This window comes from uncultured Tateyamaria sp., from assembly GCF_947503465.1.
Taxonomy (GTDB): Bacteria; Pseudomonadota; Alphaproteobacteria; order Rhodobacterales; family Rhodobacteraceae; genus Tateyamaria.
In genome coordinates this window covers 237,666-264,072 of the sequence record NZ_CANNDN010000003.1, presented here as the reverse complement: position 1 = coordinate 264,072, position 26,407 = coordinate 237,666, and the positions used below count along the sequence as shown (strand labels likewise).

The following is a 26,407-nucleotide window of genomic DNA, read 5'->3' as shown; positions in this document are numbered from 1 at the left end:
TCACCAACTCCAAACCTCTCTGAAAGGACATCACATGTTTAACACATTCATCACTTCTACGGCGCTCGTTTTGTCACTGGCGACTTTCGCCAAAGCCGAGGCTCCTGTCGCCTTCGACGTCGCCGAGGACCATACCCGCATCTACATGGCCGCTGCTCCGGTCCATGAAAACGGGATGCCCGCGCACGGCAATGCGTTTATCAGCCAAGGCTACATCTACCCCGAGGGCACGCTTGCTGACGGCACGGTCGGTGTTCTCGAAGATGGCAGCCCGGCTTTCCCCGGCCTCGTTCTGGGCACATGGACGTGCGATGGATACTTCGTTGGCGAGGGCGGCAATGCGACCACGGGCGTCTGGATCATCAGCCGCCAGACCTTTGTGTTCAACGACGGCGCAACTGTCGTGACACAGGGAACTGAAATTGCTGATATTGGTAAGCCAAACCTGCGCCCAGTAACCGGAGCGACAGGAGACTTCGCCGAGGTCGAAGGTGATCTGATTCAGACCACATTGGGCTTCAACGACTTCTGGGGGCTGAGCGCGACTTACAGCTTCGAGTCCGGCGCATCAGATCACGCAGACGCTGGTCGCACGACGTTCGACTTCACGGTTAATGACGCGGCTCTGGACACAATCTACTACGGCCACACAACGATCGATGAAGACGACCACCTGGAGTGGGATTCCGGCGCGCCGGTAGGTCCCATTTTTGATGAGAGCGTCATTCCTTCAATCTGAAAAACAGCACCAACGGTCGGGCGTATTCCATGCCCGACCTAGATGACTACGCGCATGAGGACAGAACAATGAACATACAAAATACCCCAACTATTCGGCAAGCTGACGCCTCGGACGCCGAAAGTCTTGCCAAGCTGATCAACCTTGCCGGTGAAGGCATCCCGAATTGGCTTTGGACCCGTGCCTGCGTCGAGGGGCAGACGCCACTCGAAATTGGCGTTGAGCGCGCCAAACGGACATCGGGCGGCTTTTCCTATACGAATGCTTTGGTTGCAGACCCATTTGGATATCCGATCGGTATGGTTCTGAGCTACGCAATTACCGAAGCACCGGCCGAAAATCCGGATGATCTGCCAGCACCGATTGCCCCTTTTGTTGCGCTCGAAAAGCTGTCGTTGAACACGTGGTTCATCAACGCACTGGCTGTCTTCGAAGAAGGTCAAAATCAAGGCTTAGGGTCTCAACTCATGGCGGCGGCCGAAGATCAGGCGTGGGCCAATGGTTTCGCCAAAATGAGCCTTCAGGTCTATGCGCAGAACGCCAGCGCGGTACGTCTTTATCAAAGGCTTGGCTATGTCCATGTCGCAAGCGAACCCGTCCGACTGCACCCAAGCCCACCTTACTACACGGGCGATGTTCTCCTTCTGATGAAAACACTCAACAGCAACGTGGCTTGAGGCAACAGTTTCCCGAAAGACATGATCATGGCGTCCTATTGGTTTGTTCTCGCCGCCGTCGGAGGCAGTTTCACTCTGGGCAACGTGCTGCTCAAACAGTTCGCTGACACGGGTGTCGGTTATGTTCTGCTTCTCGCAATTTTCGCGCTGGGGATCGGCAATCTGGGCTTCATTCGTTTGTTGGTGCACGGCCTTGGACAAGGTGCTGTGATGTCCAGCATGATTCAGGTCATCGCGCTGTCTCTCCTTGGGGCGTTGCTTTTCGGAGAGCGTCTTGAGTCGCAACAATTGGCCGGGCTGGGGCTGGCTGTCGCCAGTATCTGGCTCTTTTCGCAACCCCGATAGAATTCAGTGAGGTGACGAAGATGAATTTTCGATATTCAACCCCGATTGTTTTGGCTGCCCTCTCTGGCGGCGTGCTAAGCGCGGCTTTGGCCATCGCATCTGGCGACGAGGAGATGACGACCACCTCGTTGCCATCGCCATTAACGGATCAGGACTTTCTCTACGACGGGGCGCCCGATGCGTCACTTGTGGAACTTGGGCGGACCCTCTTTTTCGATCCGATCCTGTCTGGAAACAAGAACATATCCTGCGGCACCTGCCATGATCCTGCTTTCGGATCAGGTGACGGCCTGGCCCTTGGCATCGGTGAAGGCGGCATTGGTGCAGGACCCGACCGGACGACCGCTGATGCGGTCTTAGGGCGCGTGCCAAGAAACGCGCAACCTTTGTGGAACATTGGTGCGCGCAGCTATGTTTCGTTGTTCCACGATGGGCGCGTTGAAGCGCTTGCCGCAAAAGGTTCAACTGGCGCCATCCGCAACCCAGCCGGATCGGACTTGCCTTCCGATGTTTCCAGCCCGCTGGCTGCACAGGCGTTCTTTCCGGTCACCTCACCGATTGAGATGGCGGGGCAATATGGTGAGAGCCAGATGGCCAATGCCGCGCACCATGAAAGCAGGCGCGAGATCTGGGATATGCTGGCGCAGCGGGTTGCCGCCGTTCCGACGTATCTGGATATGTTGCGCGCCGCGTTCCCCAAAGTGGAAATAGCTGGCGATGTCGAATTTCTGCACCTCGCCGAAGCGCTGGCCGCGTTTCAGGCTGAGGCATTCAGAGCGGATCAAAGTCCATTTGATGTTGTATTAAGAACTGGCGACCCGACGTATCTCCCGTTGGAGACTCAAGCAGGACTTGACCTGTTCTATAGGGCTGCTGGTTGTGCACGCTGTCACAGCGGCCCATTGCTGACAGATCATCAATTCCATGCAATCGTTGTCCCGCAGATCGGACCGGGTACGGGCGAGCCTTCTTTGGTCACGTTGTTCCCGAAAGGAGTGAGATGATGGTCGATCTTCGAACCCAAGCATGGCTGGACGATATGTTCATCTATGGTGGAGGCAACGTATATGGCCCCCCCCAATTAAAGGAAGAAATCGACGCCCTCACCGAGTGGGCCGAACGCTTCCGTTCAAACTTTGATCATGTCCTGTCCGAAAGAAGGCTTACGGCTTCGGAGTATGAGGATCGCACAGAGATCAGCTTTGATAACGATGTTGAGTTTTACGATTATCTCGCAAAGCTTCATCGCTTTCTGTTCTCGGATGGCCCGATGCCTTGATGAGTTAATCAGACAATTGCCTTCGCCCCGACATGTATCGGATGATGAAAAAACTGTCATCAACGAGTTCGTTAAGGTGCCGAATCCCTGCGAAAAATGCCATTTTGTCGGCGAAGCAGCTGGAATTTTGGTCTAAAGCGGTTGGCATAAGCGAATGTCCGCATTGAGGGCTGCGACTGCAGCATTCGGCATTGTCACTGAGAGTCCGGTTTGGGCCGCGAGCGGTGGCGACTACTTGGACCAGCGTCTTGGATATTATGGCGCACTTGGTAAATGCTCAGTTCAACAGATGGCAGCTTGTGTGACCATACTAAAGAAGCAGGCCGGTCCAAAACGTAAACAACTCAGTCGGACAGTCGCAACATCACGAGCCCGAGACGCTTTGGGTTGCTCTGTCGGTCGGTTTTGCCAGCCGCACGTTGATCAAGCAATTAGTCCAATACACCAAAACATAACTGCCGATGAGAAAAGGTCCTTCTCATCATTGCAATGTCTCATGAACCGGAAAAGATCTCTCAGTCCATGGGTTTAGACAGGAAAAGCTGTTTGAACTTAGTGTGTCGCATCAAGCCTCGGCGGTCGATTGCCACAAGCACCGCCCGCACAGAACACCAAGTCGCCCGGTTTTGAAATCATGACGGGCTGGTCCGGAACCGGCACAATGTTGAAGAAGATGTCGATACAGGCGTTAGGAGATGTCTTGTAAATCGGATCAGTGCGAGGCTGCCGGACACCTGACACATAGTAGGACACAAGCTCTATGCCATTTCCTTGCGCTGATAAACGATATGGGTAAACCGGGGCACTGGGATCGCTTGGCGGGAACCGTTGATCTGTTCGCGCGATGAGCGCGCCGTCACCAACATTTATCACCCACCGTCGATCAACGATGATCGGGTAACTGTCGGCTGGCGTCTCTGGCACCACACACATCAACAGCTTGATCGAAGCGACATCGAATTGTCCTCTCCCGAAGTTCGATCCGTTTGGTAATTCCCCGATATTGAAGTGCAAGTCCATTTCGCTTCGGATAAGGCGCGGTCGGGGGGCGCCATCAGCGTCTTGTGGCCACATCACACCACCGGCGGCGAGGCAATTGGCTGATCCCTGGACGAAGGCCAGTATTTCCTCAGCCGCAAGAGCATGCATGCCGCCGTCACGCAGCGCCGACGCGATCCCTTCCATACCGGCCAAAAACTGGTTGTCGTTCACGTCAGGGCGCGGGAATGTCTGCAACACCGCCTCCAGAAAGTCGTCACTTCTATACTCCAGACCAAGGTCGAGCACCTGTTCGGCCAATGCCTGGATATCCAGCTGAGCGCGTCCGTCTTGCGTCTCAATTGTATAGGAGGCGAGCCTGGCCTCGCTTGCTAGGCCCTCAAGTCTGACGGACACACCGAGATCAACAGAGGACAGTGCAGTTTGGTCCTGCGCGAATACGGGGGAGAACGAACCGGTCGCGAGTCCAACCATAATGCCAAATGAAATCATACGTAGGGAACGGGTCATTGCAATCACCTTTATGAAAGTGTGTTGAAGAGCAAACCAACACGTAATTTAAAGCTACTGTGTTACACTATTTTTGCGATTCTGAAAAATCAGCGGTGAATCAGATGCTTGTGGTCGGTTGAAACCGGACGCACTATCCGCGGACAGACTGGCTCCACCGGACAAGGCGTTCCGATCGCGCGTTCGCGTCCCGGGCGCACAGCTTGTGTTATGACGTTTCGGCGGCTGTTCTAAGCTTCGCCTCGACGATCTCAGTGATCTTGGTTTGATACCTGATCGTCTTGGCCAGCGGATCTGCCCGAACGCTTGCGATGATGGACAGGCCCGTCTCAATGTCTCCAGCGACGTACCACGCATCAGCAAGCAGCGTTCGCGCATAGAGCGTCATCTGCGTCGAACCTGTTGCGACGTAATCATCAATCGCGCGCACGATTTTCTCGGCCCCGACGGACGGATCTCCGGCGCACGCCACTGCCCAACCGTGCAGAATGCCGCTCCAGGCGCTCCAATACTGGAATTTGCGTTTTTCGCTGATCTCGAGCGCAGCCTCGCTCAATCGGATCACCGTCTCGACGTCGCCAACCATCTGGTTGGCAGCGGCAAGAATGCTGAGTGCATAGCACTGTGAAAAGTCGTGTGGTTCGTCGATGACTTCCAAAAGCGCTTCTTGCAGCGACGGATGTTCATCTCCTCGGCAGACCTGTGCCCATACTGCCATAGCGGTATCCACCGCACGTATGTCAGCCGAATAGAACGCAAATCCGGCGTCAGGTTTGATGCTCTTGCGTAACTCCAACGCTTCAGCGAAGCATCGCATGGCGTCATCGAACGAGGCCGACATGAAACGCGTCATCCCTTCGCTGTGCGCCGAGATGGCAGCCATAACTGTATCGTCCGTCGCCTCAGCAATTTGGCGCATCTCATGATTGAGGTTCAGCGCGCTTTCCGTATCGCCCAGCATCAACTGGGTCCCGTATTGAACCGTCAACCCAAGGAAAATGTCATGCGCACTGGCACTCGTTTTGCGCAGCAACTCATGAAGCCGATCCCGGTTCTCACGGACGTCCAATGATCCGAAAGCATGCGTGTTGAGAGCCAGGTTCAAAAATCGCCGCAATTCTATTTCTTGGGTGTTTCGTTCTAGTTCATCTTCGATCTTGTCGTTTTCGGCCAACGCGAATTGCAAATGTTGAATTGTCTCTTCTGTCGCAACCTGACTGGCGGCACGCTGGGCCGCCTTGTGCCAAGCATCGCGCGCCTTAGCAGGCAGACCGGACAATGTGTAGTGATGCGCAAGCTGCTCTGGCATGCGCGTTGCGATCTCTGGAAAATGCCGGGCCAAGGTCTCTGCAACACGCTCATGCAATGCGCGCGCTTTGCTTGGAAGCATCAGATCGTAAACGGCGTCTTGGATCAGGGCGTGACGGAAAAAATATCTTGTCCCATCGCCATTGCGTCGTCGGACCAGAATTTGCGCTTCGATCAATTTACCAAGCATCCGCTGAACGGTGTCCTTTGTCTCGCTGGTCACCTTCTCGAGCATTTCAGGCATGATGGAGCGGCCGATCACCGCACAAAGAGAAACAAAATCTTGCGGTGCTGACACTTTGTCAATTTGCGCACGAAGCAGATCCTTGAGGGTGGCGGGCAAAGACAGGGCATCTTCCTGTATAACACCCGCATGAGCCGCTGCCAGTCTCTGGTCTACCATGCGCGTCATCTCTTCGAGAAAGAGCGGCACACCGTCCGTTTTGTGAATGATCTGCGTTTCAAGTTCGGGGGGAACGTCTGCGTGCGCAATCATGTTGCGTACCATCTGACGGGAATAGCGGGTTTCGAGCCGGGAAATCGTCAATGATGTTGTGCCGGCAAGCCCGATCCAGCGCGGCTTGTAATCAGGACGATAGGTGCAGATCGCCAAGACGGGAGCGTCTTCCAAGCCTTCGATGATCATATCAAAAAGCTCTTCAGAGGATGGATCAATCCAATGCAGGTCTTCGAACTGTATGAGCAGCGGTCTTGTTCGCGCCAAATGTCGAACGATACCGACCAGCGCATCTCGCAATTGACCCTTCATTTCTTCAGGTGGGTTATCAATCTGATCCAAAGACGGCGGGACCGATAGCAGGCGCGCAAAAACCGGCAGTACGGTATCGGGCTGATCGGTCCACCCGCTCAACAAACCTGTCAGTTTTTCAATCCGTCGCGCAGTATCGTCGGTTCGCAAAATCCGTGCCGCATGAACTATGAACGCGATGACGGGGTGGAAGGCGCTTGCACTGTGATTGGGCAGGCATTGGAAACTAAGCCGCCACCGGGTGTCACGTGACATACCGTTGCTCAGTTCCTCGACGAGCCGGGACTTGCCTATACCGGCCTCTCCACACAGCATGACGACTTGTAAGCCCTCCGTTTGGGCCACGTCCCAACGGCGCTTCAGCAACAGCAATTCATCCTGCCGGTTCACAATTGGCGTAATCTTTCCGTGCTGCCTTGACTGGAAACGCAGCCGCGCTTCGTGGGCACCGCGGACGATCCAGATGTTGGCCGGATCCGAGAAACCCTTGAGCTCATATTTGCCAGCTAACTCGCAATCGAAGTTCGCGCCTAACAACGACCTGGTTTCATCACTTACGGCGACAGTGCCAGGAGCGGCCTCCGACTGGATGCGCGCGGCTAGGTTGGCAGCCTCACCAAGCGCATGCACCCGATGCCCTTCGCGCGTATCGACCACAACATCCCCTGTGGCGATTCCAACCCGTACTTTAATTGGCGTGCCAGCTGATACGACCATACTGGCCACGGTTCGGCAGATCTGGAGACCCGCAAAAACCGCTCGTTCCGCATCATCCTCTGTCGCGGCAGGATAACCAAAATATGCAACGACACCGTCGCCCTGGAACTGCGCCAAATGACCGTGGTGCCCCTCAACCGCTTTCGCGCAAGCGGTCTGATAGCCATGCAATAGATCGCGGTATGCTTCAATATCCAAGTCTTCCGAAAGCTGTGTGGAACCAGAGATGTCGGCGAAAAGGAATGTCAGGTGCCGAACTTCGGGCGCCCCCGAGTGCTGTACATGTGGACCTGTCGCCTTGGCTTGCGGCGGTTCTGCATCCAATTTTGCTATCGCCACCAACAGGCGACGGCGCGCTCCAATCGGCATGCCAAGTTCTTTCAGATCCCCCTCGGTCAGGTGTGGGAGGTCATTGAAGCGAACGTCCTGTTTCGCGAACACTTCAGAGTAATCCGCGAGGTCATGAGACTGCAGCCATTCGTCGAGCTCGCTGACCATGATGAGCTTCCCCTAGAGGGTAAAAGGAAAACAATATGATGCAAAGCTGCTTGTGACTATCGCTTATGATGATCCCGGGCGATACTCTAACGTGTTGCGCAGAGTTCGGCCTACGTTAAGTATGGCCGACAGTTTATGTATCCCAAGACATTCGTTTTGTAGGGTTGCGGTCGTTGCGGTGAGCAGATGAAACCGTGTCATTTCGGTGCAGAATTGCAAGTCGTGTATTCTTTGAGCTCAACTCAAGCAGAATTGTCGTGGTGCAGCGAACGGCAACAACACAGGTTGCGACTGCAGCATCTCGACCGGTCGGTGAAAGGCAGGAACGGGCCCTCCCTTCCGGGGCGGTTCGATCCGCCAAGTGAACATGCTGCAATCGATCTAACGGCAGCGACGGAGCCCAAACGTCGGAATGCTGCGGCTGGCACGAATGTCGGCTTGGTGGCGTGTCCATCACGTTCCTTGTGCATCGTCCTTCTGCCAAAGCAACCGAACAAAGAACATCGGTCGCGGCGACAATTGGTGCTAGCCTCTGGGAGAATCAGGGAGACGGTAAAATGAACGACCAGGCACCAGCCCGTCGATTGACCGCAGCAGACTTTGATCAGGATCTTCTCGATCTTTACGACTACTACGCTCATGGCAAAATCTCAAAAAGAGAGTTCCTTGACCGCGCTGGCAAGTGGGCGGTCGGCGGACTCACCGCTGCGGCGATCCTCAGCACGCTCTCACCGAACTATGCGCTGGCCCGACAAGTTGCCGAGGACGATCCAGACATCGAAGGCGAAGAAATAGTCTATTCAAGCCCAAACGGCACCGGCGACATCACGGCCTATCTCGTCCGTCCATCCGAGATTGATCCCGACAGGCCGCCTGCAGCGGTCCTCGTAGTTCATGAAAACCGAGGTCTCAATCCGTATATTCGCGACGTGGTGCGTCGTCTCGGCAAGGCCGGTTTCATTGCAATGGGACCTGACGGCCTGTCCTCGCTCGGGGGGTACCCGGGCACCGATGACGAAGGCCGCACAATGCAACGCACCCTCGATCAGGGCGAACTGCTAAATGACTTCTTTGCCGGCTTTGAATACCTTCAGGTGTTCGAAGGGACGAATGGCAAGGTTGGCGCAACGGGGTTCTGCTATGGCGGCGGAGTCGTCAGCAGATTGGCCGCTGCCTATCCTGAGATGGCTGCAGGCGTTCCGTTCTACGGATCATTCCCGGATACAGAGCAGGTTCCGGGCATTGAAGCGCCGCTTATGGTCCAGCTTGCGGCGCTCGATCAGCGCATCAACGCCATGTGGCCGCCGTTTCAGAAGGCCATGGAGGCAAACGACAAGGTCTATGAAGCGCACATCTACCCAGGCGTGAACCATGGTTTCCACAATGACACGACGCCGCGCTATGACGAGGCAGCGGCGATGCTTGCAGAGGAGCGAATGATAGCCTGGTTCCGCACCTATCTCGCTTGATGGGCAATGGCGCGCCTGCCCGGCCCGGTGGGCGCGACGCATTCGGAGTAGCGGTCGTTCAGTTCAAGTGTGAGAAGGTCCGGTTTGTCCCGCACAACGGTAGTTCAAGCATCTCCAAATCTCGCATGTGTGGCGAATGTCCGGAAAGCGGGCTGCGACCGCAGCATCCCGGTGCTGAGCCTAGCGTCCGGTTTGGGCCTTTACGCCATGACGCAGTGCATTAGATCAACCTCACGTCAGGTGCAAAGGTCCGTCATATCTCTCCCGACAGCCTGAAAACCTCGATAGGCTCGCGGATCCCTTTCAAACTGAGTTCCCCACGGGTCTCAACTTCAAAACTGTCCTCGACAGCAATCCCGGCCCGCGTGCTTAGCAGGATTTCGCCGTCGACAGCCTCATCGCACAGCCGTGACGCAAGGTTGATTGCGGTGCCGGATGCGGTGTAGTCAAACCGGCCTGCAAACCCGACAAGGCCAACTGTGGCATACCCGAGTGAGACGCCGACGCCAAAGCCCAGGCGGTGGCCAAGTCGCTTCCATCCGGTACACAATTCAGCCATCCGCGCGCGCATCGCAATGGCAAGGCGCACCGCGTCACCGGCGGGGTCATCGCAAGGGACCGGGTCATTGAATAACACCATGACGCCATCCCCCATGCGAAGGTCAACACCTGCGCCATGCTCATTTATCAGTTTGCCCATCTCTTCATGGTAGGTCTGCAAGACCTCAATCGTCTCTTCAGGTTCTGCCGTTTCGCAGAACGCAGTAAAGCCGCGGATGTCGCAAAACAGGACCCCCAACAGGGCGCGGTGGCTTTGCAGCATCTTCTCGGAGCCCGAGGACACGACAGTGTCCGCGACGGCAGCCGGGAGGAAACGTTTCAATCGTCCCATCCGCTCTATTTCGACAACCTGCGCGTCGACCTTGGCCTCGAGCGAGGCGTTCAGTCCCTGAACCTCGGACGTCCGCGCCTGCAGGTCCCTGAACTGGCGCGCATTCTCGATCGCGATGACGGCTTGTGCGGCGAACGTCTCGACCAGCGCAATTTCGTCGTCCGTGTAGGGCTTTACCTCTTTGCGGAACAGGATCAGCACCCCAATGGCGCCTTCGCTGGTGACGAGCGGGACAAGCAGATTGGTTCGGGTGCCGTTCTCTTCGACCACGGAGACAAATACGGACACGCCTTTCTTGTAGGCGTCTGTTTCCGCCATGTCCGGGACGTGGATTGTTTTTTGCGTCAGGATGGCTTGCGCACCAACGGACAGAGTCGGGTCCATAGGGACACGTCCTTCGTCATAGACCTTGATCGTCGCAGGATCCAAGCCGTAGGACGCCTCCATCGTCTGATGCGTATCCCCGGCCTGACCCATTGCAAGGGCCGCGGCATGCGCATTGCACAAATCCGCGGCGCGTCTCAGGATCAACTCAAACACCGGCGCTTCGTTATCCCGGCTTTGACTGATCATTGTCAGAATATCGCTTGAGGCTTTTTCCCGCTCCAGTCGGGTTTCAACCGCGCGAAACTGCCGGACATTTTCGAGAGCAATCGCGGCTTGCGCGGCAAAGGTTTCGACCAGCGCGATTTCGTCAGGTGTGTAGGGCTTCACCTCTTTGCGGAACAGCACCAAGACACCTTCGCCGCCTTCGGGAGTCATCAAGGGCACAAACAGGTTCGTGCGGATACCCGTGTCGTCAACCACGGAGGTATAATGCGATACGCCAGCGCGATACCCATCCGTATCGGCCATATCCGCCACGTGGACCACATCACCGGACAGGATCGCTTTGGCTGCCATTGAGATGTCGGGGTTCATCGACACCTCACCGCGCTCATACACATCAAGTGTTGCCTGACTGACGCCCTGAGAAACGGCCATGCGTTGATGCGTATCGCCCTTGGCCCCGAGCGTCAGAGCACCGGCGCTTGCGCCGCAAAGATCAATCGCGTTCTTCAGAATAGCGTCAAAAACGGGCCGCGCATCTTTACGGTTTTGATTGATGACTTGCAGGATTTCGCGCGTCGCGGCCTCTCGCTCCAAACGCTGCCGGAGGTCCCGGAACTGCCGGACGTTGTCCAAGGCGATGACGGCCTGAGTGGCGAAGGTCTCGACCAGGGCGATTTGTTCGTCGGTGTAGGGGCGCACCTCGTGACGGAATATGATGAAACAACCGATGCCGATCCCGTCCCGAATGAGCGGGACAAAAAGGTTGGTGCGGATACCTTGGACATCGCAGAGTTCAACGACGTTGGGCACGCCTGCACGGTACTGTTCTGTCTCCATCATGTTATGCAGGTGTACAGGACGCTTTTCGATGATGGCGCGCGCGGCAAAGGACTTGTTCGGGTCCATTGGCACTTGGCCTTGGCTGTATAACTCTTCGGTGCTTTGAAGCGCACCGTGATGCGCGATCATGGTCTGGTGGTCGTCGGTCTCACGTCCCAGTATGAGTGCTGCGAACGGCGCGTCGCAGAGTTTGCGGGCGTTGCCCAGAATAGCGTCGAACACTGGCCGTTCATCGTCACTTGCGGCGCTGATAGCCTCAAGAACTTCACGCGTGGCTGCGGCCCGTTCCAGCCGATCCCGCAACGCGCGAAACCGGCGGACGTTCTCAATCGCGATGACCGCCTGAATGGCGAGATTTTCAACGAGGCGGATACTCTCGTCCGAGAAGGGGGCGACTTCGCGGCGGCTGAGGACAATTGCGCCGATACTGACACCGGACGCGATGAGAGGCACACATAGATAGGTGCGGTAGCCTTCCTCCTCCACCATCCTCACACGGGTCGGGTTGCCGCTTAGATAAAGCTCCGATTTCGACAGGTCGTGGATATGGCGCACCACACCTTCACGGATGGCGGTCGGTAGATCGTTCGGTTGATCAAGGGGCAGGGCCTCGCCCACCTTGAACGACCGCATCGCATCACCCCAGGCAGCCGCGCAATAATGTGTCTGCCGCGCAGCGTCAGCCAACTCCAGTCGGGCCATCGGCGCATCGCAGAGCTTGGCAGCATTGCGCAATATGGCGTCGAACACCGGCCCTTCGTCATCGCTCGACGCGCTGATCGCATCCAGAATTTCGCGGGTCGCGGACGACCGCTCGAGCCGGGCTTCCATCTCATTAATGTGAGCGGAGTTTTCAATTGCGATGGCCGCCTGATCGGCAAAGGCTTGCGCCAGTTCCAGGGCACGGTCATTGAACGGGTGCACACGGGTCCGATACACACTGAACACCCCAATCAAACGCCCGCCAGCCGTCATCGGGATCGCCGCCAGTGACCGCGCCTGACCAAACTTGAGGGTCGCAAAACGCAACGGGTTGTCTTCGTATGCAACGTCCTCTGCGTTCACATCTGCAATGCTGACCGGCTTCAGAGACCGGGCCGCCCGCCCAACAGCTGTGTCCGATCCTGGATTGAACAGCCCTTGTTCTGACAGCCAGGCGGCAAAAGGCGCACTTATGTGGCTGGAACGCATTTCGGTGAAGGTGAAATCACCGTGATGCGCCATCAGAATGCCGAACTCCGCCTCGCAGATTTCCAGCGCCTGTTCCAGGACTTCGTCAATTACTTCATCGAGGTTTCCACTGCTCTCTTTGATGATCCGTAGAACACGCGTCATTGTCCGTTCGCGCCGCATGGCCTCATCCAGTTCCAGCGCCAGATCAGCGGTCAGATCCGCTGCATTCTGGTGCTCGGCCGATTGGGCATCTGGATCCGCTAGCGCCTGCGCCAAGGCGATTTTCGATGTAACATTCAGTTTGCCATAGACCGTGCGCAAATGAGATCGAACGGTGGTCGGGGATATGCCAAGGTCACGGGCAATGACCTTGTAGCTGGCACCGTCCGCATAGGCATTGGCCACCTCAGCCTCTCGTTTTGACAGTGTTTCAATCGATTGCGCCGTGTCCGACATAATACCCTCGGCAAAGTGTTGCGCGACCATACCCTACATCCGTACTGCATCAATTGGTCCATTTGAACGATATCGCCGTTCTCCGCGGCTTCGTACCTTCATCGCATTACACCAATGGGATTGTCCCAAGGTCGACACGAGGAAACACGCGATGAACATGACAGAGACAGCACGGGCCTTTTTCGAAGCCTGCGAGACAGGCAAAGGTTGGGATGGGTGCGCCACGTATTGCAATGCGGACGCCAGTTTTGCGTGCCAGTCTGGCGCGCTGGCGGACACGCACACTCTTGAAGCCTATGCAGAGTGGATGAAGGGCCTGCTCACACCTATTCCGGATGGCCATTATGAGCTGAAAGGGTTCGCATCCGACGAAGACCGCAGCATCGTGCTGGCCTTTGCTGTTTTCCATGGCACGCAATCAGGTCCCGGCGGGCCTGTCGATCCTACCGGAGCGAATGTCGCATCAGACTATGTTTACGCCATGGAATTCGCCGGCGGGAAAATCGCGCACATGACCAAGATCTGGAATGACGGTCATGCGTTGGCGCAACTTGGCTGGGCCTAATACAGGGGACGGGGCGGCCAGTCCGCCCCTATTCCAACGTCCGGAATAGTCTGCTTTGGGGAAGCTGCGTTGCAGCGACACGTGACCGTTCGGGTATCTTCTGTGCATGGCTGCTGCATTGCAAGCGATTTTTGCGATTGCGATGGTACTGTCAGTACAGTCTTGTGTCCGGCCTGTTTGCGTGGCGTTTGCAACTGGCCCTCATAAGGTCCGCGAGCAAGGTTTCTGTCGGCCAAACGACCTCGAAGGCCGCGACATTCGTCGGAGTGTCCTTACTCTTGGTTGACTTCGTTTCGCATCACCACATCAAGCGCCTTGCATCTTGGGGCAGGATCAAGCGACCGGCTGCCGGTATGCTTCTCCCTTCGACAGGATCGCCCATATGATCCGGGCAGATGTGTTGGCCATGGCGACAGTTGCCAGCCCGAAAGGTTTCTGGTCGAGTGATTTCGCAGTCCAGGTGTCCACCTTCTCAGGTTTGTTCCTTGCCGCCGCTCGCTTTGTTGAGCGGCGTCAGACCCAGCCACGTGGCAAAGTCGCGTTCGGTCTCGGGTCCGATGAATTGCCAACACCACCTGCTGGCCTTGGGATTTTATCTCAACTCAGCGCATCGTGGGGCGGCGAACCGCCTCGCAGATCGCATCGGCATCGGTGGCGTCTGTTTTACCGAGTTTTGGACAGGGTTTGACATTAACAGCTGGCAGGCGCCACCCATCTCTTCCCCTTCGGACCGTTCGTTTACGGACCCTCTTGCGCGGGACAGTCGGAAGCCGCACTGCACCCTAGGGCTGGTTAGAACCCAGAGTGACCGATTTCCCGATCTTTGCGGGTTGTCGCGAGAGTACCCCATTCTTAGGACGAACCTCCGTCATGGATATCGCGCCCTCGATCCCAAACACCGCCTCACTTCGTGGCACGGCCGCGGGAGCGAGGACAAGGTTTTTCGAGGTCAGCGACGCCTAACCGCGCGTCCTGCTCAAATCAAGAAAGCGCTATTTCCAAGGGAAAATGATCCGACCCGGTTGCGGATGCTTGGATGTGCGCCTTCCTGACGAACCTCCGCAATCCTGCCGTCAAAAAACAGTAGTCGATGCGCGCTGCTTGGTCTGCGATCGTTTGTCCGGACCTTTCCTCGTTACCCGCGAGTGTCCAACTGTCGAAAAAACCCTTGATGGAGCCAAGGCGGCCGTATCTTTGCGTCATTGGGCCTGTGAGAAGCGCATATTCCTCCGACCCGGGCTCGAAATTGAAATCGCCCAAAAGGACGGCCTCATCGGGCATCGGCGGCATGGCACCTTCTGTCCAACCGCTTTTCGGATCGGGGTGGCCCCCGCACCATGCGCCCCCTTCGGCAGGGGCGCGGGCATGGATGTCAAGCAGGGCGCGGATCTGCGGCAGGCGCGTTTCGGGGCAAAGATGACTAAGATGGATCGAATAGAAGCGCACGGGCCCAAACTCTGTGTTGATGACGCATTCAAGCGCGCCTTGCTGGATCGAATGGTGATCGGTCAGGCCAAGCTTGGGCAAGGGGAAGTTCCTGCTGGAAAGGATCGGCATCCTTGACATAAGCATTGTGCCGAACTGTCGGCGGCGATTGATTAGCGCGCCGCCCTCGCTGCGATAGCTGGCGTCCATATCCAGGTTGGCACCATAGACCCAATGATGGTCGGGCAAAAGGCGCCCCAGTTCGGCTGGCTGGTCCACCATTCCGGATCGTTTCCAGAACCGTTCCACTTCTTGCAGCGCAATGATGTCTGCGTCTGCAACCTCGGCCGCGATCCGGTTCAGATCATAGACCCCGTCACGACCGAGGCCGTATTGGATATTGTAAGAGATGATCTTCAAATCGTTTTCTCCTTTGAGTTTCGTGTACTTCAAGACCTGTCATCTGCGCTTTAACCGCGTCCCCTAAGATGGAACGATGATGGATGTCTGCAGAATTGCCGCGCACAGAGGCGGCGCGTTGGAGCAAATAGAAAACACGCTTCCGACGTTTCGGCATGCCGTTGCCATAGGCGCCGACGAGGTCGAACTTGACATTCATCGGTCCGCAGATGGCGTGGTCGTCGTGCATCATGACGCAACACTCGATCGCATGACCAGCGGACAGGGCGCGATTGGGGATCATGACCATGCATCGCTCCAGACCCTGCGCGTCGGGGCGTCGGAAACGGCGAGAATTCCCACTCTCGAAGCCGTACTTCCTGTCCTTGCTGCATCATCTGTGACCTTGCGCCTGGAGGTGAAACGCGCGCCTGATGGGGCCGCCTATCCCGGAATGCTCGCGCAAGCCATTGACCGCGTCGTGGCGCATGGATTGGAACGGAGGTTCTATGTGACGTCGTTCCACGTTGACGATCTGGCGTCCCTTGCAAGTGTTCTGGGCGACGCGAAGTCCCTGCTTTTGATGGAAGATCAGACGTATCGCGCCATTGGTCCGGACGGACTTTCGCGCAAGCTCGATACCGCCAACACGCGAGAAGTTGCTTTGCCGATCGGATCTGTCGATGCTGACCTGCTCGAGCAGATGCAAAAGCGCGGCATCGTCATGAGTGCGTTTGGATGTCACGATGAGGCCCGGATCAGGAAGGCGCTTCAGTTGCAGCTTCCGGTCTTCACGACGGATCGACCGAGCCTTGCCCTTGCGCTGCGGCGACAGGCCAAAACGACCTGAGCGGGCGGTCAATCGGCATCCAAAAGTCTGGGCCAGTCGGTCATGATCCCATCAGCACCGTCCTGCAGAAAACGACGGGCCATTTCGGCGTCATTGATGGTGGCGATGGCCACGTCCAGGCCAGCGGCGTGCATCGCAGATATGTCCTGCGCGGTTGTCCATTCAGCGTTGCAATGGATGGCCGACAGTCCGAGCGCGGCCTTGACTGCCGAAGGATCGCGCGGCGGGCGCAAGCTGGCCAGACCGAGATCGATGTCGGGGCGCGTTTGCGAAACCGTGCGCAAGGCCGTGACCGAAAAACTGGTGACCATAATCGGAAACTCCGGTGACGCAGGAAGCAGATCGCCAACCGCGCGCGCGTCGTCGGCATCGATGCCCCAGGTCGCCTTGATCTCGAGTATCAACCCAAGGCCTGTTTCCGCGCAAAGCTCGATTGCACTGGACAAGGTGGGAATGCCTTCATCAGTCAAGTCGCCGGTCTGAGGATCGCGCGTCCGAAGGGCGCGCACCGTTGCCATGTTGGACATGGCCACCGGCCCCGCCCCATTGGTCGTGCGGTCAAACGTGTGGTCATGCATCACGATGACGCCGCCATCGTCGAGGACCTGGGCATCAAGCTCGATCCAGCGACACCCCGCGGCATGGGCCGCTTCGAAGGCTGCAATCGTGTTTTCCGGCTTTTGAGCGGAGGCGCCGCGATGGGCGATAATGGGTCCTGCGGCGGCCATTGTCTTTCCTGTCTGGATAGGGGCGCTGGCCGGACCGATCCGGCCAGCGCGATGTTTCTCAGCGCTCGAGAGCGACGTTTTCGATGAAGGCCTGACGGATTTCCGTGTTGAACGGGTTGCCCGGCCAGATCGTCTGGAAGGCGCGCATGTCGTTGGGCACCAGCGCGTTGCTGTCGTCTGCGTCGGGATGCATCGGAGCGGCACCAAAGACCTCGTTGAACTTGGTCTGCGTTTCAGCCGAGCTGACCCAGTTCATGAAGACAAGAGCCGCCGCAGGGTTCGGCGCATTCGCCGGCACGACGTTGTAGTTGCCGCCACCGTTCATGCCAAACTCTGGGATGTAAAACGCAATACGGTCGTCGACTTCGCCCTTGCCCTGAAGGTTGAACAGGTGGTCTTCCCACGCGGCCACCGCTGCGAACTCGCGGTTGGATAGCCGCACAAGGCTATCGGTATTGGATGCGGTGATCACGTAGCCTTCGGGATCGTCAAGGAACCAGTCCCAGGCCGGTTGCATCATCGCCATCTTTTCTTCGGATACGGCGCCATCGAGGAACTCGGCTTCCGGCAGTTCGGTGACGTGGCGGGCGATGTTCTGGATGAAGGACGGGCCGGATCCGCCGTTTTCATAGTTGAAGCCGAACTTGCCGGGCTCGTTTGCGAAAAACGCCTTGAAATCTTCAACCGTTTGCGGCGCGTCCTCGAAGGACAGGACTTCGGGATCATAGGCGATGCCGGTCTGGTTGCCCCAATAGGCAAAGGCATAGCCCATGCCATCATAGCCGCCCAGTTCGGTGACCATCTTGGGGCCATTGGGAAGCACATCCGTCAGCGGGCCAACGGTCATCTCGGCAGGATCGAACAGGTCGATGCGGTCAAGGCCCATGGCCAGAACGTCGATGTCACCCGTGTCACGGCGGGCTTCGGCGAGGAATTTCTCGATATTGCCATCATGGGTGCCTTCGGGGATCGTCACATCGATCCCGAATTCGGCGGTGAACGCGTCGGCGATCTCGCGATACTGGGGCTGGAAATACCAGACGAACCAGCTGACTTCGCCTTCTTCCTTGGCTTGGGCGACGATCTCGTCCCAAGGCTTGGACAGAAGGTCCGAGTGGCCTTCGGCCGCGGCGCCGGTGGCCAACGCTGCGAGTGCAGCAGATGCGATAAGGGTGCGATACATGGTCTCTTTCTCCGGATTGAAGGTGCAGGCGGGCTGCGGTTTCATCCTTTGACACCGGCCTGGGCGGGATTGGCGGATTTCAAAAGCCGCTCCAGACCCAGCATCAAAAGGACATTGGGAACCACGAGCACAAGGCTGACGACCGCTGCGTTGGGGCGGACGAAGTTGTACCCGAGATAGGAGTAAAGGATTGACGGAATGGTCACGAAATTTGGTGCGCCCACGATGAAGGCGATCGCGAATTCCTCGATCGATTGGATGAAAACGATGATGAGGGAGGCCAGAATGCCCGGTGCAAGCGCAGGCATGTATGCTACGCGGATACGCGCCCAGGGCGAGGCGCCAAGGTCGCGCGCGGCATCGACCAGATCCTGTTGCACATTCTCGAAAGCGACCGTCATGATCCGGATCGCGTAAGGAAGAAACAGAACGCAATGGGCGATCAGGATCGACAGGAAACGCGAATAGATCCCCAGCTTGAAGATCAGCGACGAAAAGAAGATCGCCAGGACAAACCCCGGCACAACCAGAGGCAGGAGCGTTGCAACCTGAGCCAGCCCCTTGCCCGGAAAGTCGTAGCGGGCAAAGCAGTAAGCGGTCGGCGTTGCCAGAAGAAGCGTGATGAACGCCGCAGTCGGCGCAAGCAGATAAGAGTTTCGCAACGCGTCAGGCAGCGCGGTGGTCGTCCAGACGTCGACCCAACGTGCAAACGACAGGCTGGGTGGCAGGATATCGGGATAGTTCCAGCCAGTCTCGGGATCCACCAGCGACCAGACAACCGCCATAGCGAAGGGCACGACCAGCCAGATGGTGCAGATCACCAGAAGCATCCCCATCAACAGCCGGTTGAGCCCGCTTCCCTTCTGGCGTCGCGAAGGGCGCGATTTTTCCGGTGCCGTGGGTGTATCTGTCAGGCTTACCATCGTCCCCCCCGCAGCAAGAGCCGGGAGGTCATCGCCAAAAGAAGCGATCCGCCGAGGGCCAGACCCATCAGGCAGACCCCAACGACCGCGGCCTGATTCCAGCGCCCAAAACTGTCCTTGAGAAAGACCATCAACTGGGACATCGACTGCACGTTCGTCGGGCCTGCAGTGACCTGAAACGCAAAGTCGCCTGCGGCCTGGATGAAAATGATGATCAGCGCGGCCTGCATGGCTGACACTGACAAGGGCGCGATCACCTTGCGAAAGCGATCCCAGCCCCCGGCGCCAAGATCGCGCGCCGCATCAAGCACCTCATCCGAGATGCCCTGCACCGCGCCGGACAGAAGGAGCAGCGCGAAGGGCATGTTTTTCCAAAGCTGGAGGAACACGACCCCCCATGCCCCACGGTCGTTCTGCATCCGGATCGGTGCGTCGATAAAGCCAAGCCAGATGAACAATTGATTGAGGATGCCGTGGTAGGCGACGATATTAATGAACAAGAACGCGGCCACAAGGCCCGGCACGAACAGCGGTGCCTTGAGCAAGGCCGAGACGACAAGCGATCCGCGAAACGGGCGGCGCAACCAGATCGCAATCGGATAGGCCAGCGCCACGGATCCAATGGCGCTGACCGTGGCGATATAGGCCGAGTACTGAAACGCCCGGTTGAAGGAGCGACTGTCGAGAACTTTTTGCCAATGCTCGAGCGAGAACGTGTCCTCGCCCACAAGGTTGAAGAACCCAAGGCTTTGCATGACGGCGACGTAGAAAACCGAGCCAATCATGACCAGGATCAGGCCAAGTCCCGGGAGGAGCAAAAGCAGGATCGTGCCCGTGCGCCGCCAGTTCATGCAATCTCTCCGGTGACAAAGCGCAACCGGTCGGGGGGCAGGCGAAAGCTGATGCGCGTATCAGATGGCATATGCGCATGCGGCAGGTGGAGCCGTTGTTCGGGCGAGCTTCCGACCCGAACATGCAATTCGGTGTATGCGCCCTGATAAGCGCGCTCTGTCATCTCGGCTGTGATCGCGCCGGCCTCGTCCGGCGCGCAGGGTTCGGCGTCCTCGGGTCGCCAGACAAGATAGCTGGCCGATGGATCGGGCGCGTCGTTCACCGCAAGCGTTCCGATGGGTGTGGTCACATGACCGTTCGCACCGCGTTCGAACGGGAGCATGTTCGCCGCCCCGATGAAATCCGCGACGAAAGCTGTGGTCGGGCGGTTATAGACGTCTTCGGGCGTCCCGATCTGGTCTATGCGTCCATTGCGCATGACGACGACGCGATCGGACATTGACAAGGCTTCGGACTGGTCATGGGTGACGTAGATCGCCGTAAAGCCGAATTCCTTTTGGAGGCCGCGAATTTCGCGGCGTACCTGATCGCGAAGTTTTGCGTCCAGATTGGAAAGTGGTTCGTCGAACAGAACGACGGCAGGTTGCATTGCCAGCGCTCGGGCAAGGGCGACCCGCTGTTGCTGGCCGCCCGACAGCTTGTTGGGCAATTTGTCGCGATGCGGCTCCAGTTCCACTTGGCCCAACAGGCGTTCCAGACGTTCAAACCGCTCGGATCGAGGCACGCGGTTCTGGCGTGGCCCAAAGTCGATGTTGTCGGCAACGCTGAGATGAGGAAACAGAGCGTAAGACTGAAAACACATCGCCATATCGCGCTTTTCTGGCGGGTTTTCGGTGATGTCCTGTCCCGACAGCTCGATCCGGCCACTGGTCGGGATATGAAAACCGGCAATGGTTTTCAAAAGAGTGGTTTTACCGCATCCCGAAGGGCCAAGCAGCGTCAGAAATTCACCCTGCGAGACGGTCAAGTCGATCCCGGTGAGCGCGGTAAAGCCGTCTTCAAACACCTTTGAGATGTTCGACACCATCAAAGAAACCGGCCGATCGACCATGCTTACCCCACCAAATCCATCTTGCAATCGTGCTACCGACAATTAAATTCATAGCGTGAATATAATAGCTTGGATTCAATTTGATGACGCTCACGCAAAGTATTGATGACGTTTGGAGGCCAAAGGCCATGCGCGCCTTACGCGAGACAGAACGTGCGATCCTGGAATCTATCCGGCGGTTCCCAAATCAAAGCCGCGCAGAGTTGGCCCAACGGCTCGACTACTCCAAGGCGCTGCTGACGCAATGCGTGACTGGCTTCCTTCAGGAGGGCTGGGTTACGGAAGAAAGAGAGCGTGTCCCATCGCGCCGCGGGCAACCGGCGCTGCGCGTGAAGGTCAGAAAAGGCGCGATTGGTGGCCTTGGGCTTAGCCTGTCCACCGGCGGAATACGCGGCGCAATCGTCGATCTCAGCGGTAGCATCCTGGGAACGGCGGAAAGCAGCGTGAACGCACAGGACGTCCAAGCAGGCCTGGCTGCCGCTGTCGACATTGTCTCAGATCTGCTGCACCGGGCGGATTGCCTGGCCGGTATAACGATTTGGGCACCAGCGATGTTCAACGCGGCTGGCGAAATTCAAGAAGTGACGCCGACGCAAAGCGGGATCGACTTCAATGAATACCGATCCCAGATTGAGCAAAAATTCGGCGTTTCCGTTTCCTTGGAAAGCAAATGCCCTTCCATTGATGAAGCAATGTTCGGAAGCGACCCGGATGCATTGATTTTCGTGCTGTTCCTGGACTACGGCGTGGGCGGAAGCCTGGTCGATGGGCTGCGCGTGTTTCGCGGCGGATACGGTCAAGCCGTCAACATAGGTGCGCTTGTTCCGGACCACGGCATTCGACCCTCCCTGCCGGACCTGGCGACGTATCTCGACCTTGCCGATCCCGAGCCTGACCCCGCCTTGATCGCCACACTTCTTGAACATGAAGACCAACGACTCTGGACCTGGATTGAGTCCCGTGGAAAGGCTTTGTCTGATCCATTGAGCATCGTCGTACAGTTCTTTAATCCCACCGATGTCGTGCTGAGCGGGATGTTCCCAAGGCCTGTCCTTGAAGGCCTTCTGGGGCAAATAGACCTCACAAGATACGATGCTCCGGGGCGCGTCCCAATAACGAAACCGAGGCTGCGCATCGGACGAAACGTTGGCGCGACTTCGCTTGCCGCGACCGCTGGTTCGACGTCCTTATTTCGCGTTATGGTCGCGCAAGGATAGACCAACCAAACAAAAGCGCCTCGATCTTTGCCGATCGAAAGGCTGCTCCGTCTGCACCGCTGTCATCCGCCCACACCCTGGTTTTGCGTGCGCAGCGAATTTCGCCTGTCACGGGCCGCGTCGCAGCACGACGATAGTGGATGAAGGTCGGCTTTGGGCCGCATACACAACTTTGAAAAGTCCGCTCCCTGCGCTCCTAATCGAACGCCAGCCTCCTTAGTGCGCTTCGGCCCAGTTCTGTCCCTGGCCCGCATCGACCGTCAGTTTCACATCCAGCTTCACCACCGGGTCATTGGCGCTTTCCATCACATTTTTTGCCACGCCGATCAGGTCATCGACCGCGCCGTCGTCCACTTCGAACAGCAATTCGTCATGCACCTGCAACAACATCGCAGCAGGAATGTCCTTGATCGCGGCGGGCATGCGGATCATGGCGCGGCGGATGACGTCGGCGGCCGTCCCCTGGATGGGCGCGTTGATCGCGGCGCGTTGCGCGAAACCGGCCCGGGGGCCCTTGTCGGCGATGTTGGGCGTGTGGATCTTGCGCCCGAACAGCGTCTGGACATAGCCGTATTCCCTGGCGAACGCCTTGGTGTCGTCCATGTAGGTGCGGATACCGGGGAAGCGTTCGAAGTAGCGGTCGATGAAGCCCTGCGCCTCGGCCCGCGGGATGCGCAGGTTGCGCGCAAGGCCAAAGCCCGAAATGCCGTAGATGACCCCGAAGTTGATCGCCTTCGCCTTGCGGCGGATATCGGGCGTCATCTCGTCCAGGGGCACGTCGAACATTTCGCTGGCCGTGAGTGCGTGGATGTCGATACCGTCCTTGAACGCCTGCTTCAGTTCCGGGATGTCGGCGATGTGGGCGAGGATGCGCAGTTCGATCTGGGAGTAATCGAGCGCGACGAGCGTCTTGCCCTGTTCAGACACAAATGCCTCGCGAATGCGCCGCCCTTCTTCCGTACGGATTGGTATGTTTTGCAGATTGGGATCGGTGGAGGCGAGCCGGCCTGTGGACGCCCCCGCGATGGAATAGGACGTGTGCACGCGGCCCGTGTCGGGGTTGATGTGGTCCTGAAGCGCGTCCGTGTAGGTGGATTTCAGTTTGGACACTTGCCGCCAGTCAAGCACGCGGGCGGGCAGTTCATGCATCGTTGCAAGGTCTTCGAGCACGTCGGCACCGGTGGCATAGGCCCCTGTCTTGCCCTTCTTGCCGCCTTCGATCCCCATTTCGTCGAACAGGATTTCGCCAAGCTGCTTGGGCGAGCCGACGTTGAACTTGCGCCCGGCGAGTTCGTAGATCTCATCCTCGAGCCCCGCCATTTTCTGGGCGAAGGCGTTGGACATGCGGGAGAGTGTGTCGCGGTCCACTTTGATTCCGGAGCGTTCCATGGTTGCGAGTGTGTGCACCATAGGCCGTTCCAGCGTTTCGTAGACTTTCGTCACCTGTACGCGGTGCAGTTGTGGTTTGAGAAGCTGCCAGAGCCGCAGGGTGATGTCGGCATCCTCGGCGGCGTACGCCACCGCATCGGCCACGGGCACCATGTCGAAGGTCTTTGCCGATTTGCCTGACCCCAGCAGCGGTTTGATCGGGATCGGCGTGTGGCCGAGGTAGCGTTCCGACAGCGTGTCCATTCCGTGCCCGTGCAGCCCGCCGTGCAGCGCATAGGACAAGAGCATGGTGTCGTCGATGGGCGCCACGTGGATATTCAGACGCGCAAAGATCTTGGCGTCGTATTTCATGTTCTGCCCGATCTTGAGGATGCTGTCGTCTTCGAGCACGGGCTTGAGCATATCGAGCGCCCGGTCCAGCGGCATCTGCCCCTCGGCCAGGTCGTCGGAGCCGAAAAGATCGTCGCCCCCCTGCTTGTGCGTCAGCGGGATGTAACACGCGTGGCCGGGGTTCACCGCCAGCGAGATACCCACCAGATCGGCGGTCATTTCGTTGAGGCCGGTTGTTTCGGTATCCACGGCGACGTACCCGCGCTCATAGATCAGGTCGATCCAGCCTTGCAGTTGGTCCGCGGTTTGCACGTGTTCGTAGGTGCTGTCTTCGAAACCGGGGGCATCGGGCGCGTCCTGCGCTTCGGGCGCGCTGGGTTCCTTGATCTCGGGCGCGTCGACCCCAAGCTGATCGGCGATGCGGCGGGTGAGGGTGCGGAACTCCATCTCGGCCAGGAAGGGCATGAGTTTTTCGGGGTCGGCATCCTGCACTTCGAGGTCATCAAGCGTGAAGTCGAGAGGTGTGTTTTCATCGAGGCGAACCAGGTCGCGCGACAGACGGATCTGGTCCGCGTGATCGATCAGGGTTTGGCGACGCTTGGGTTGCTTGATCTCCTCGGCGCGTTCCAGAAGGGCGTCAAGGTCGCCGTATTCGTTGATCAGCAGGGCGGCGGTCTTGACCCCGATCCCCGGCGCGCCGGGCACGTTGTCCACGCTGTCACCCGCCAGCGCCTGCACATCGACCACGCGGTCGGGATAGACGCCGAATTTCTCGAACACGCCGTCGCGGTCGATGCGGGTGTTCTTCATGGCGTCCAGCATCTCCACCCCGTCGCCCACAAGCTGCATCAGGTCCTTGTCGGAACTGATGATGGTGACGCGGCCACCCGCCGCGCGGGCCTGCACGGCGAGGGTGGCGATGATGTCGTCGGCCTCGAACCCCTCTTTTTCCTTGCAGGCGATATTGAAGGCTTCGGTGGCCGCCCGTGTCAGCGGGATCTGCGGGCGCAGGTCCTCGGGCATCGCCTCGCGGTTGGCCTTGTACTGGTCATACATGTCGTTGCGAAAGGTGTGGCTGCCCTTGTCAAAGATCACCGCAACATGGGTGGGCGCGTCCGGGCCGTGGTTCCCCTCGACATATTTGTGCAGCATGTTGCAAAAACCGGACACCGCCCCGATGGGCAGCCCGTCGGACTTGCGGGTGAGCGGGGGCAGCGCGTGGTAGGCGCGGAAGATAAAGGCCGATCCGTCGATCAGATGCAGGTGACACCCTTTGCCAAACGCCATGTTCTCGCCCCCTTGATGTGCGGTGTTCAGGTGATGTGCCACGATTCCGGAAAAGGGGAAAGCACAAGCCTTTGTTAACGTCGATCTGCCAAGACGGGCCCATGACAGCGATGAACCGTTTGGGCGACGTGACGGATGTATTGGGGCAGCAATCCGGGGCAACCGGGATTGCCGCGCGGATCGAATTGTTGCGGGCGGTGGACATGATCCGGTCCCATTGCGCGCGGGCGACGCTGTATTGTGCGGCGGGTCTGTTGTTCGACACGCCAGAGGATCACGAGAAATGCCTGCAAGGCATTCAACGCGCGATGCCCGGTGCGCATTCCGGCGTGCGGCTGCTGGCCGGGACACAGCCCGAGCGCGGGATTGACGCCCATGCGCTGGACTGGTTGCGGCGTACCATCGCCGATCTGCCGGACAGCGTGGATGTCATGCGCCAATTCGTGGCCGCCGTCACCGACATGGTCCGCCATTTCGAGCAGGGCACATGCAAGACAGAGCAGTTGCGCAACTTGACGACGTTCGCCGCAGGGTCGTTCAATCGACACTTCGCAAAGCTGGTGAACAGGCTAAGCGGTGATTTGCATACCGACCGCGTCGACCGGCGCGCAACCGCGACTCAGACCGGCACCGATGCCCGCGATGCGCTGCGCGAGATCAGCGAGATTTCGCAAAATGTCGGGCTGATCGCCATCAATGCGTCGATCGAGGCCGCACATGTGGGCGAACAGGGCCGCGGCTTTGCTATCATCGCAAGCGAAATTCGGGACCTGTCGGAAAAGATCGAGCAGGCCAATCTACGGGTCCAAACGCAGGTTGATGCCCTGATCCGGCAGGTGATCGACGACTAGCCGGTGTTCGATCCGGAGACGGGCCGTGGTCACTTTGGTGTCGCCACGATCCTGCTTGCTGGATGTCGGGCCATATCGGCACCGCCTGCGGATCCCTTGAAGCCTCGTCCAAAGTAGTCCGGCTTTCGGACCCG

The 26,407-nt window shown here is 58.1% G+C and carries 21 protein-coding genes; 10 read left to right on the top strand and 11 right to left on the bottom strand.

Annotated features, from left to right (window positions below; all coding sequences use genetic code 11):
- Positions 1–34: 34 nt before the first annotated feature.
- The 5 genes from Q0844_RS17215 to Q0844_RS17195 are packed head-to-tail and all read left to right on the top strand — an operon-like array spanning position 35 to position 3,040.
- Entirely contained in the window at positions 35–739 is a 705-nt protein-coding gene (locus Q0844_RS17215) for a hypothetical protein (RefSeq protein ID WP_299047402.1), read from the top strand.
- A 29-nt stretch (positions 740–768) separates the two neighbouring features.
- Positions 769–1,416, top strand: a complete 648-nt coding sequence (locus tag Q0844_RS17210) for a GNAT family N-acetyltransferase (RefSeq protein WP_299047399.1) — start codon at positions 769–771, stop codon at positions 1,414–1,416.
- 21 nt (positions 1,417–1,437) lie between these two features.
- Positions 1,438–1,761, top strand: coding sequence for a hypothetical protein (locus tag Q0844_RS17205; RefSeq protein ID WP_299047396.1), 324 nt, complete (start codon positions 1,438–1,440; stop codon positions 1,759–1,761).
- Between the two features lie 20 nt (positions 1,762–1,781).
- Entirely contained in the window at positions 1,782–2,765 is a 984-nt protein-coding gene (locus Q0844_RS17200) for a cytochrome-c peroxidase (RefSeq protein ID WP_299047394.1), read from the top strand.
- Positions 2,762–3,040 carry a hypothetical protein gene (locus tag Q0844_RS17195; protein ID WP_299047391.1) on the top strand — a complete coding sequence of 93 codons (279 nt, stop codon included), beginning with the start codon at positions 2,762–2,764 and terminating at the stop codon, positions 3,038–3,040. Before Q0844_RS17200 ends, Q0844_RS17195 begins: the two co-directional genes overlap by 4 nt.
- Positions 3,041–3,592: 552 nt before the next feature.
- Here Q0844_RS17195 and Q0844_RS17190 read toward each other — a convergent pair.
- Both Q0844_RS17190 and Q0844_RS17185 read right to left on the bottom strand, forming a co-directional pair.
- Positions 3,593–4,549, bottom strand: a complete 957-nt coding sequence (locus tag Q0844_RS17190) for a hypothetical protein (RefSeq protein ID WP_299047388.1) — start codon at positions 4,547–4,549, stop codon at positions 3,593–3,595.
- Between the two features lie 208 nt (positions 4,550–4,757).
- On the bottom strand, positions 4,758–7,841 hold the full coding sequence (locus tag Q0844_RS17185) for an adenylate/guanylate cyclase domain-containing protein (RefSeq protein WP_299047385.1): 3,084 nt from the start codon (positions 7,839–7,841) through the stop codon (positions 4,758–4,760).
- A gap of 557 nt (positions 7,842–8,398) precedes the next feature.
- Between Q0844_RS17185 and yghX the strand changes: the two genes are divergently transcribed.
- On the top strand, positions 8,399–9,310 hold the full coding sequence (gene yghX, locus Q0844_RS17180) for a YghX family hydrolase (RefSeq protein ID WP_299047384.1): 912 nt from the start codon (positions 8,399–8,401) through the stop codon (positions 9,308–9,310).
- Positions 9,311–9,563: 253 nt separating this feature from the next.
- Here the strand turns inward: yghX and Q0844_RS17175 are convergent, their stop codons facing one another.
- Complete coding sequence (locus tag Q0844_RS17175) at positions 9,564–13,253, bottom strand: GAF domain-containing protein (RefSeq protein ID WP_299047381.1); 3,690 nt, start codon at positions 13,251–13,253, stop codon at positions 9,564–9,566.
- Between the two features lie 127 nt (positions 13,254–13,380).
- Here Q0844_RS17175 and Q0844_RS17170 point away from each other — a divergent pair, with 127 nt between their 5' ends.
- The gene (locus Q0844_RS17170; RefSeq protein ID WP_366523028.1) at positions 13,381–13,788 is read left to right on the top strand and encodes a nuclear transport factor 2 family protein; all 408 of its coding nucleotides are present in this window, start codon (positions 13,381–13,383) and stop codon (positions 13,786–13,788) included.
- 472 nt (positions 13,789–14,260) lie between these two features.
- On the opposite strand, the gene Q0844_RS17165 is transcribed toward Q0844_RS17170, so the two are convergent.
- Together Q0844_RS17165 and Q0844_RS17160 are read right to left on the bottom strand one after the other, a co-directional pair.
- A complete protein-coding gene (locus Q0844_RS17165) occupies positions 14,261–14,311 on the bottom strand; it encodes a hypothetical protein (protein ID WP_299047971.1) in 51 nt (16 codons plus the stop codon).
- Positions 14,312–14,769: 458 nt separating this feature from the next.
- Positions 14,770–15,633 (bottom strand): endonuclease/exonuclease/phosphatase family protein, encoded by an 864-nt coding sequence (locus Q0844_RS17160; RefSeq protein WP_299047376.1) that lies wholly within the window; start codon positions 15,631–15,633, stop codon positions 14,770–14,772.
- Positions 15,634–15,709: 76 nt separating this feature from the next.
- On the opposite strand from Q0844_RS17160, the gene Q0844_RS17155 reads away from it, so the two are divergent.
- On the top strand, positions 15,710–16,462 hold the full coding sequence (locus tag Q0844_RS17155) for a glycerophosphodiester phosphodiesterase family protein (protein WP_366523027.1): 753 nt from the start codon (positions 15,710–15,712) through the stop codon (positions 16,460–16,462).
- A gap of 8 nt (positions 16,463–16,470) precedes the next feature.
- Here the strand turns inward: Q0844_RS17155 and Q0844_RS17150 are convergent, their stop codons facing one another.
- From Q0844_RS17150 to Q0844_RS17130, 5 genes are read right to left on the bottom strand one after another with little or no spacing between them, the layout of a single operon-like run.
- Positions 16,471–17,190, bottom strand: coding sequence for a glycerophosphodiester phosphodiesterase family protein (locus tag Q0844_RS17150; RefSeq protein ID WP_299047372.1), 720 nt, complete (start codon positions 17,188–17,190; stop codon positions 16,471–16,473).
- 58 nt (positions 17,191–17,248) lie between these two features.
- A complete protein-coding gene (locus Q0844_RS17145; RefSeq protein ID WP_299047370.1) occupies positions 17,249–18,418 on the bottom strand; it encodes an extracellular solute-binding protein in 1,170 nt (389 codons plus the stop codon).
- Entirely contained in the window at positions 18,415–19,296 is an 882-nt protein-coding gene (locus Q0844_RS17140) for an ABC transporter permease (protein WP_299047367.1), read from the bottom strand. Before Q0844_RS17140 ends, Q0844_RS17145 begins: the two co-directional genes overlap by 4 nt.
- Positions 19,290–20,147, bottom strand: a complete 858-nt coding sequence (locus Q0844_RS17135) for an ABC transporter permease (RefSeq protein WP_299047365.1) — start codon at positions 20,145–20,147, stop codon at positions 19,290–19,292. Before Q0844_RS17135 ends, Q0844_RS17140 begins: the two co-directional genes overlap by 7 nt.
- Complete coding sequence (locus Q0844_RS17130) at positions 20,144–21,199, bottom strand: ABC transporter ATP-binding protein (protein ID WP_299047363.1); 1,056 nt, start codon at positions 21,197–21,199, stop codon at positions 20,144–20,146. The genes Q0844_RS17135 and Q0844_RS17130 overlap by 4 nt, the downstream gene beginning before the upstream one ends.
- A gap of 83 nt (positions 21,200–21,282) precedes the next feature.
- On the opposite strand from Q0844_RS17130, the gene Q0844_RS17125 reads away from it, so the two are divergent.
- The gene (locus Q0844_RS17125; protein WP_299047361.1) at positions 21,283–22,416 is read left to right on the top strand and encodes an ROK family transcriptional regulator; all 1,134 of its coding nucleotides are present in this window, start codon (positions 21,283–21,285) and stop codon (positions 22,414–22,416) included.
- Between the two features lie 216 nt (positions 22,417–22,632).
- On the opposite strand, the gene polA is transcribed toward Q0844_RS17125, so the two are convergent.
- Positions 22,633–25,422, bottom strand: coding sequence for a DNA polymerase I (gene polA, locus Q0844_RS17120; RefSeq protein ID WP_299047358.1), 2,790 nt, complete (start codon positions 25,420–25,422; stop codon positions 22,633–22,635).
- A 101-nt stretch (positions 25,423–25,523) separates the two neighbouring features.
- On the opposite strand from polA, the gene Q0844_RS17115 reads away from it, so the two are divergent.
- Positions 25,524–26,273 (top strand): methyl-accepting chemotaxis protein, encoded by a 750-nt coding sequence (locus Q0844_RS17115; RefSeq protein ID WP_299047357.1) that lies wholly within the window; start codon positions 25,524–25,526, stop codon positions 26,271–26,273.
- Positions 26,274–26,407 lie beyond the last annotated feature (134 nt).

Excerpts from the sequence above, each read along its gene's own strand:
- Q0844_RS17215 (WP_299047402.1), top strand. The coding sequence starts at position 35 with ATGTTTAACACATTCATCACTTCTACGGCGCTCGTTTTGTCACTGGCG.
- Q0844_RS17210 (WP_299047399.1), top strand. The coding sequence starts at position 769 with ATGCCCGACCTAGATGACTACGCGCATGAGGACAGAACAATGAACATA.
- Q0844_RS17205 (WP_299047396.1), top strand. The coding sequence starts at position 1,438 with ATGATCATGGCGTCCTATTGGTTTGTTCTCGCCGCCGTCGGAGGCAGT.
- Q0844_RS17200 (WP_299047394.1), top strand. The coding sequence starts at position 1,782 with ATGAATTTTCGATATTCAACCCCGATTGTTTTGGCTGCCCTCTCTGGC.
- Q0844_RS17195 (WP_299047391.1), top strand. The coding sequence starts at position 2,762 with ATGATGGTCGATCTTCGAACCCAAGCATGGCTGGACGATATGTTCATC.
- Q0844_RS17190 (WP_299047388.1), bottom strand. The coding sequence starts at position 4,549 with ATGACCCGTTCCCTACGTATGATTTCATTTGGCATTATGGTTGGACTC.
- Q0844_RS17185 (WP_299047385.1), bottom strand. The coding sequence starts at position 7,841 with ATGGTCAGCGAGCTCGACGAATGGCTGCAGTCTCATGACCTCGCGGAT.
- yghX (WP_299047384.1), top strand. The coding sequence starts at position 8,399 with ATGAACGACCAGGCACCAGCCCGTCGATTGACCGCAGCAGACTTTGAT.
- Q0844_RS17175 (WP_299047381.1), bottom strand. The coding sequence starts at position 13,253 with ATGGTCGCGCAACACTTTGCCGAGGGTATTATGTCGGACACGGCGCAA.
- Q0844_RS17170 (WP_366523028.1), top strand. The coding sequence starts at position 13,381 with ATGACAGAGACAGCACGGGCCTTTTTCGAAGCCTGCGAGACAGGCAAA.
- Q0844_RS17155 (WP_366523027.1), top strand. The coding sequence starts at position 15,710 with ATGATGGATGTCTGCAGAATTGCCGCGCACAGAGGCGGCGCGTTGGAG.
- Q0844_RS17150 (WP_299047372.1), bottom strand. The coding sequence starts at position 17,190 with ATGGCCGCCGCAGGACCCATTATCGCCCATCGCGGCGCCTCCGCTCAA.
- Q0844_RS17145 (WP_299047370.1), bottom strand. The coding sequence starts at position 18,418 with ATGAAACCGCAGCCCGCCTGCACCTTCAATCCGGAGAAAGAGACCATG.
- Q0844_RS17140 (WP_299047367.1), bottom strand. The coding sequence starts at position 19,296 with ATGGTAAGCCTGACAGATACACCCACGGCACCGGAAAAATCGCGCCCT.
- Q0844_RS17135 (WP_299047365.1), bottom strand. The coding sequence starts at position 20,147 with ATGAACTGGCGGCGCACGGGCACGATCCTGCTTTTGCTCCTCCCGGGA.
- Q0844_RS17130 (WP_299047363.1), bottom strand. The coding sequence starts at position 21,199 with ATGGTCGATCGGCCGGTTTCTTTGATGGTGTCGAACATCTCAAAGGTG.
- Q0844_RS17125 (WP_299047361.1), top strand. The coding sequence starts at position 21,283 with ATGACGCTCACGCAAAGTATTGATGACGTTTGGAGGCCAAAGGCCATG.
- polA (WP_299047358.1), bottom strand. The coding sequence starts at position 25,422 with ATGGCGTTTGGCAAAGGGTGTCACCTGCATCTGATCGACGGATCGGCC.
- Q0844_RS17115 (WP_299047357.1), top strand. The coding sequence starts at position 25,524 with ATGACAGCGATGAACCGTTTGGGCGACGTGACGGATGTATTGGGGCAG.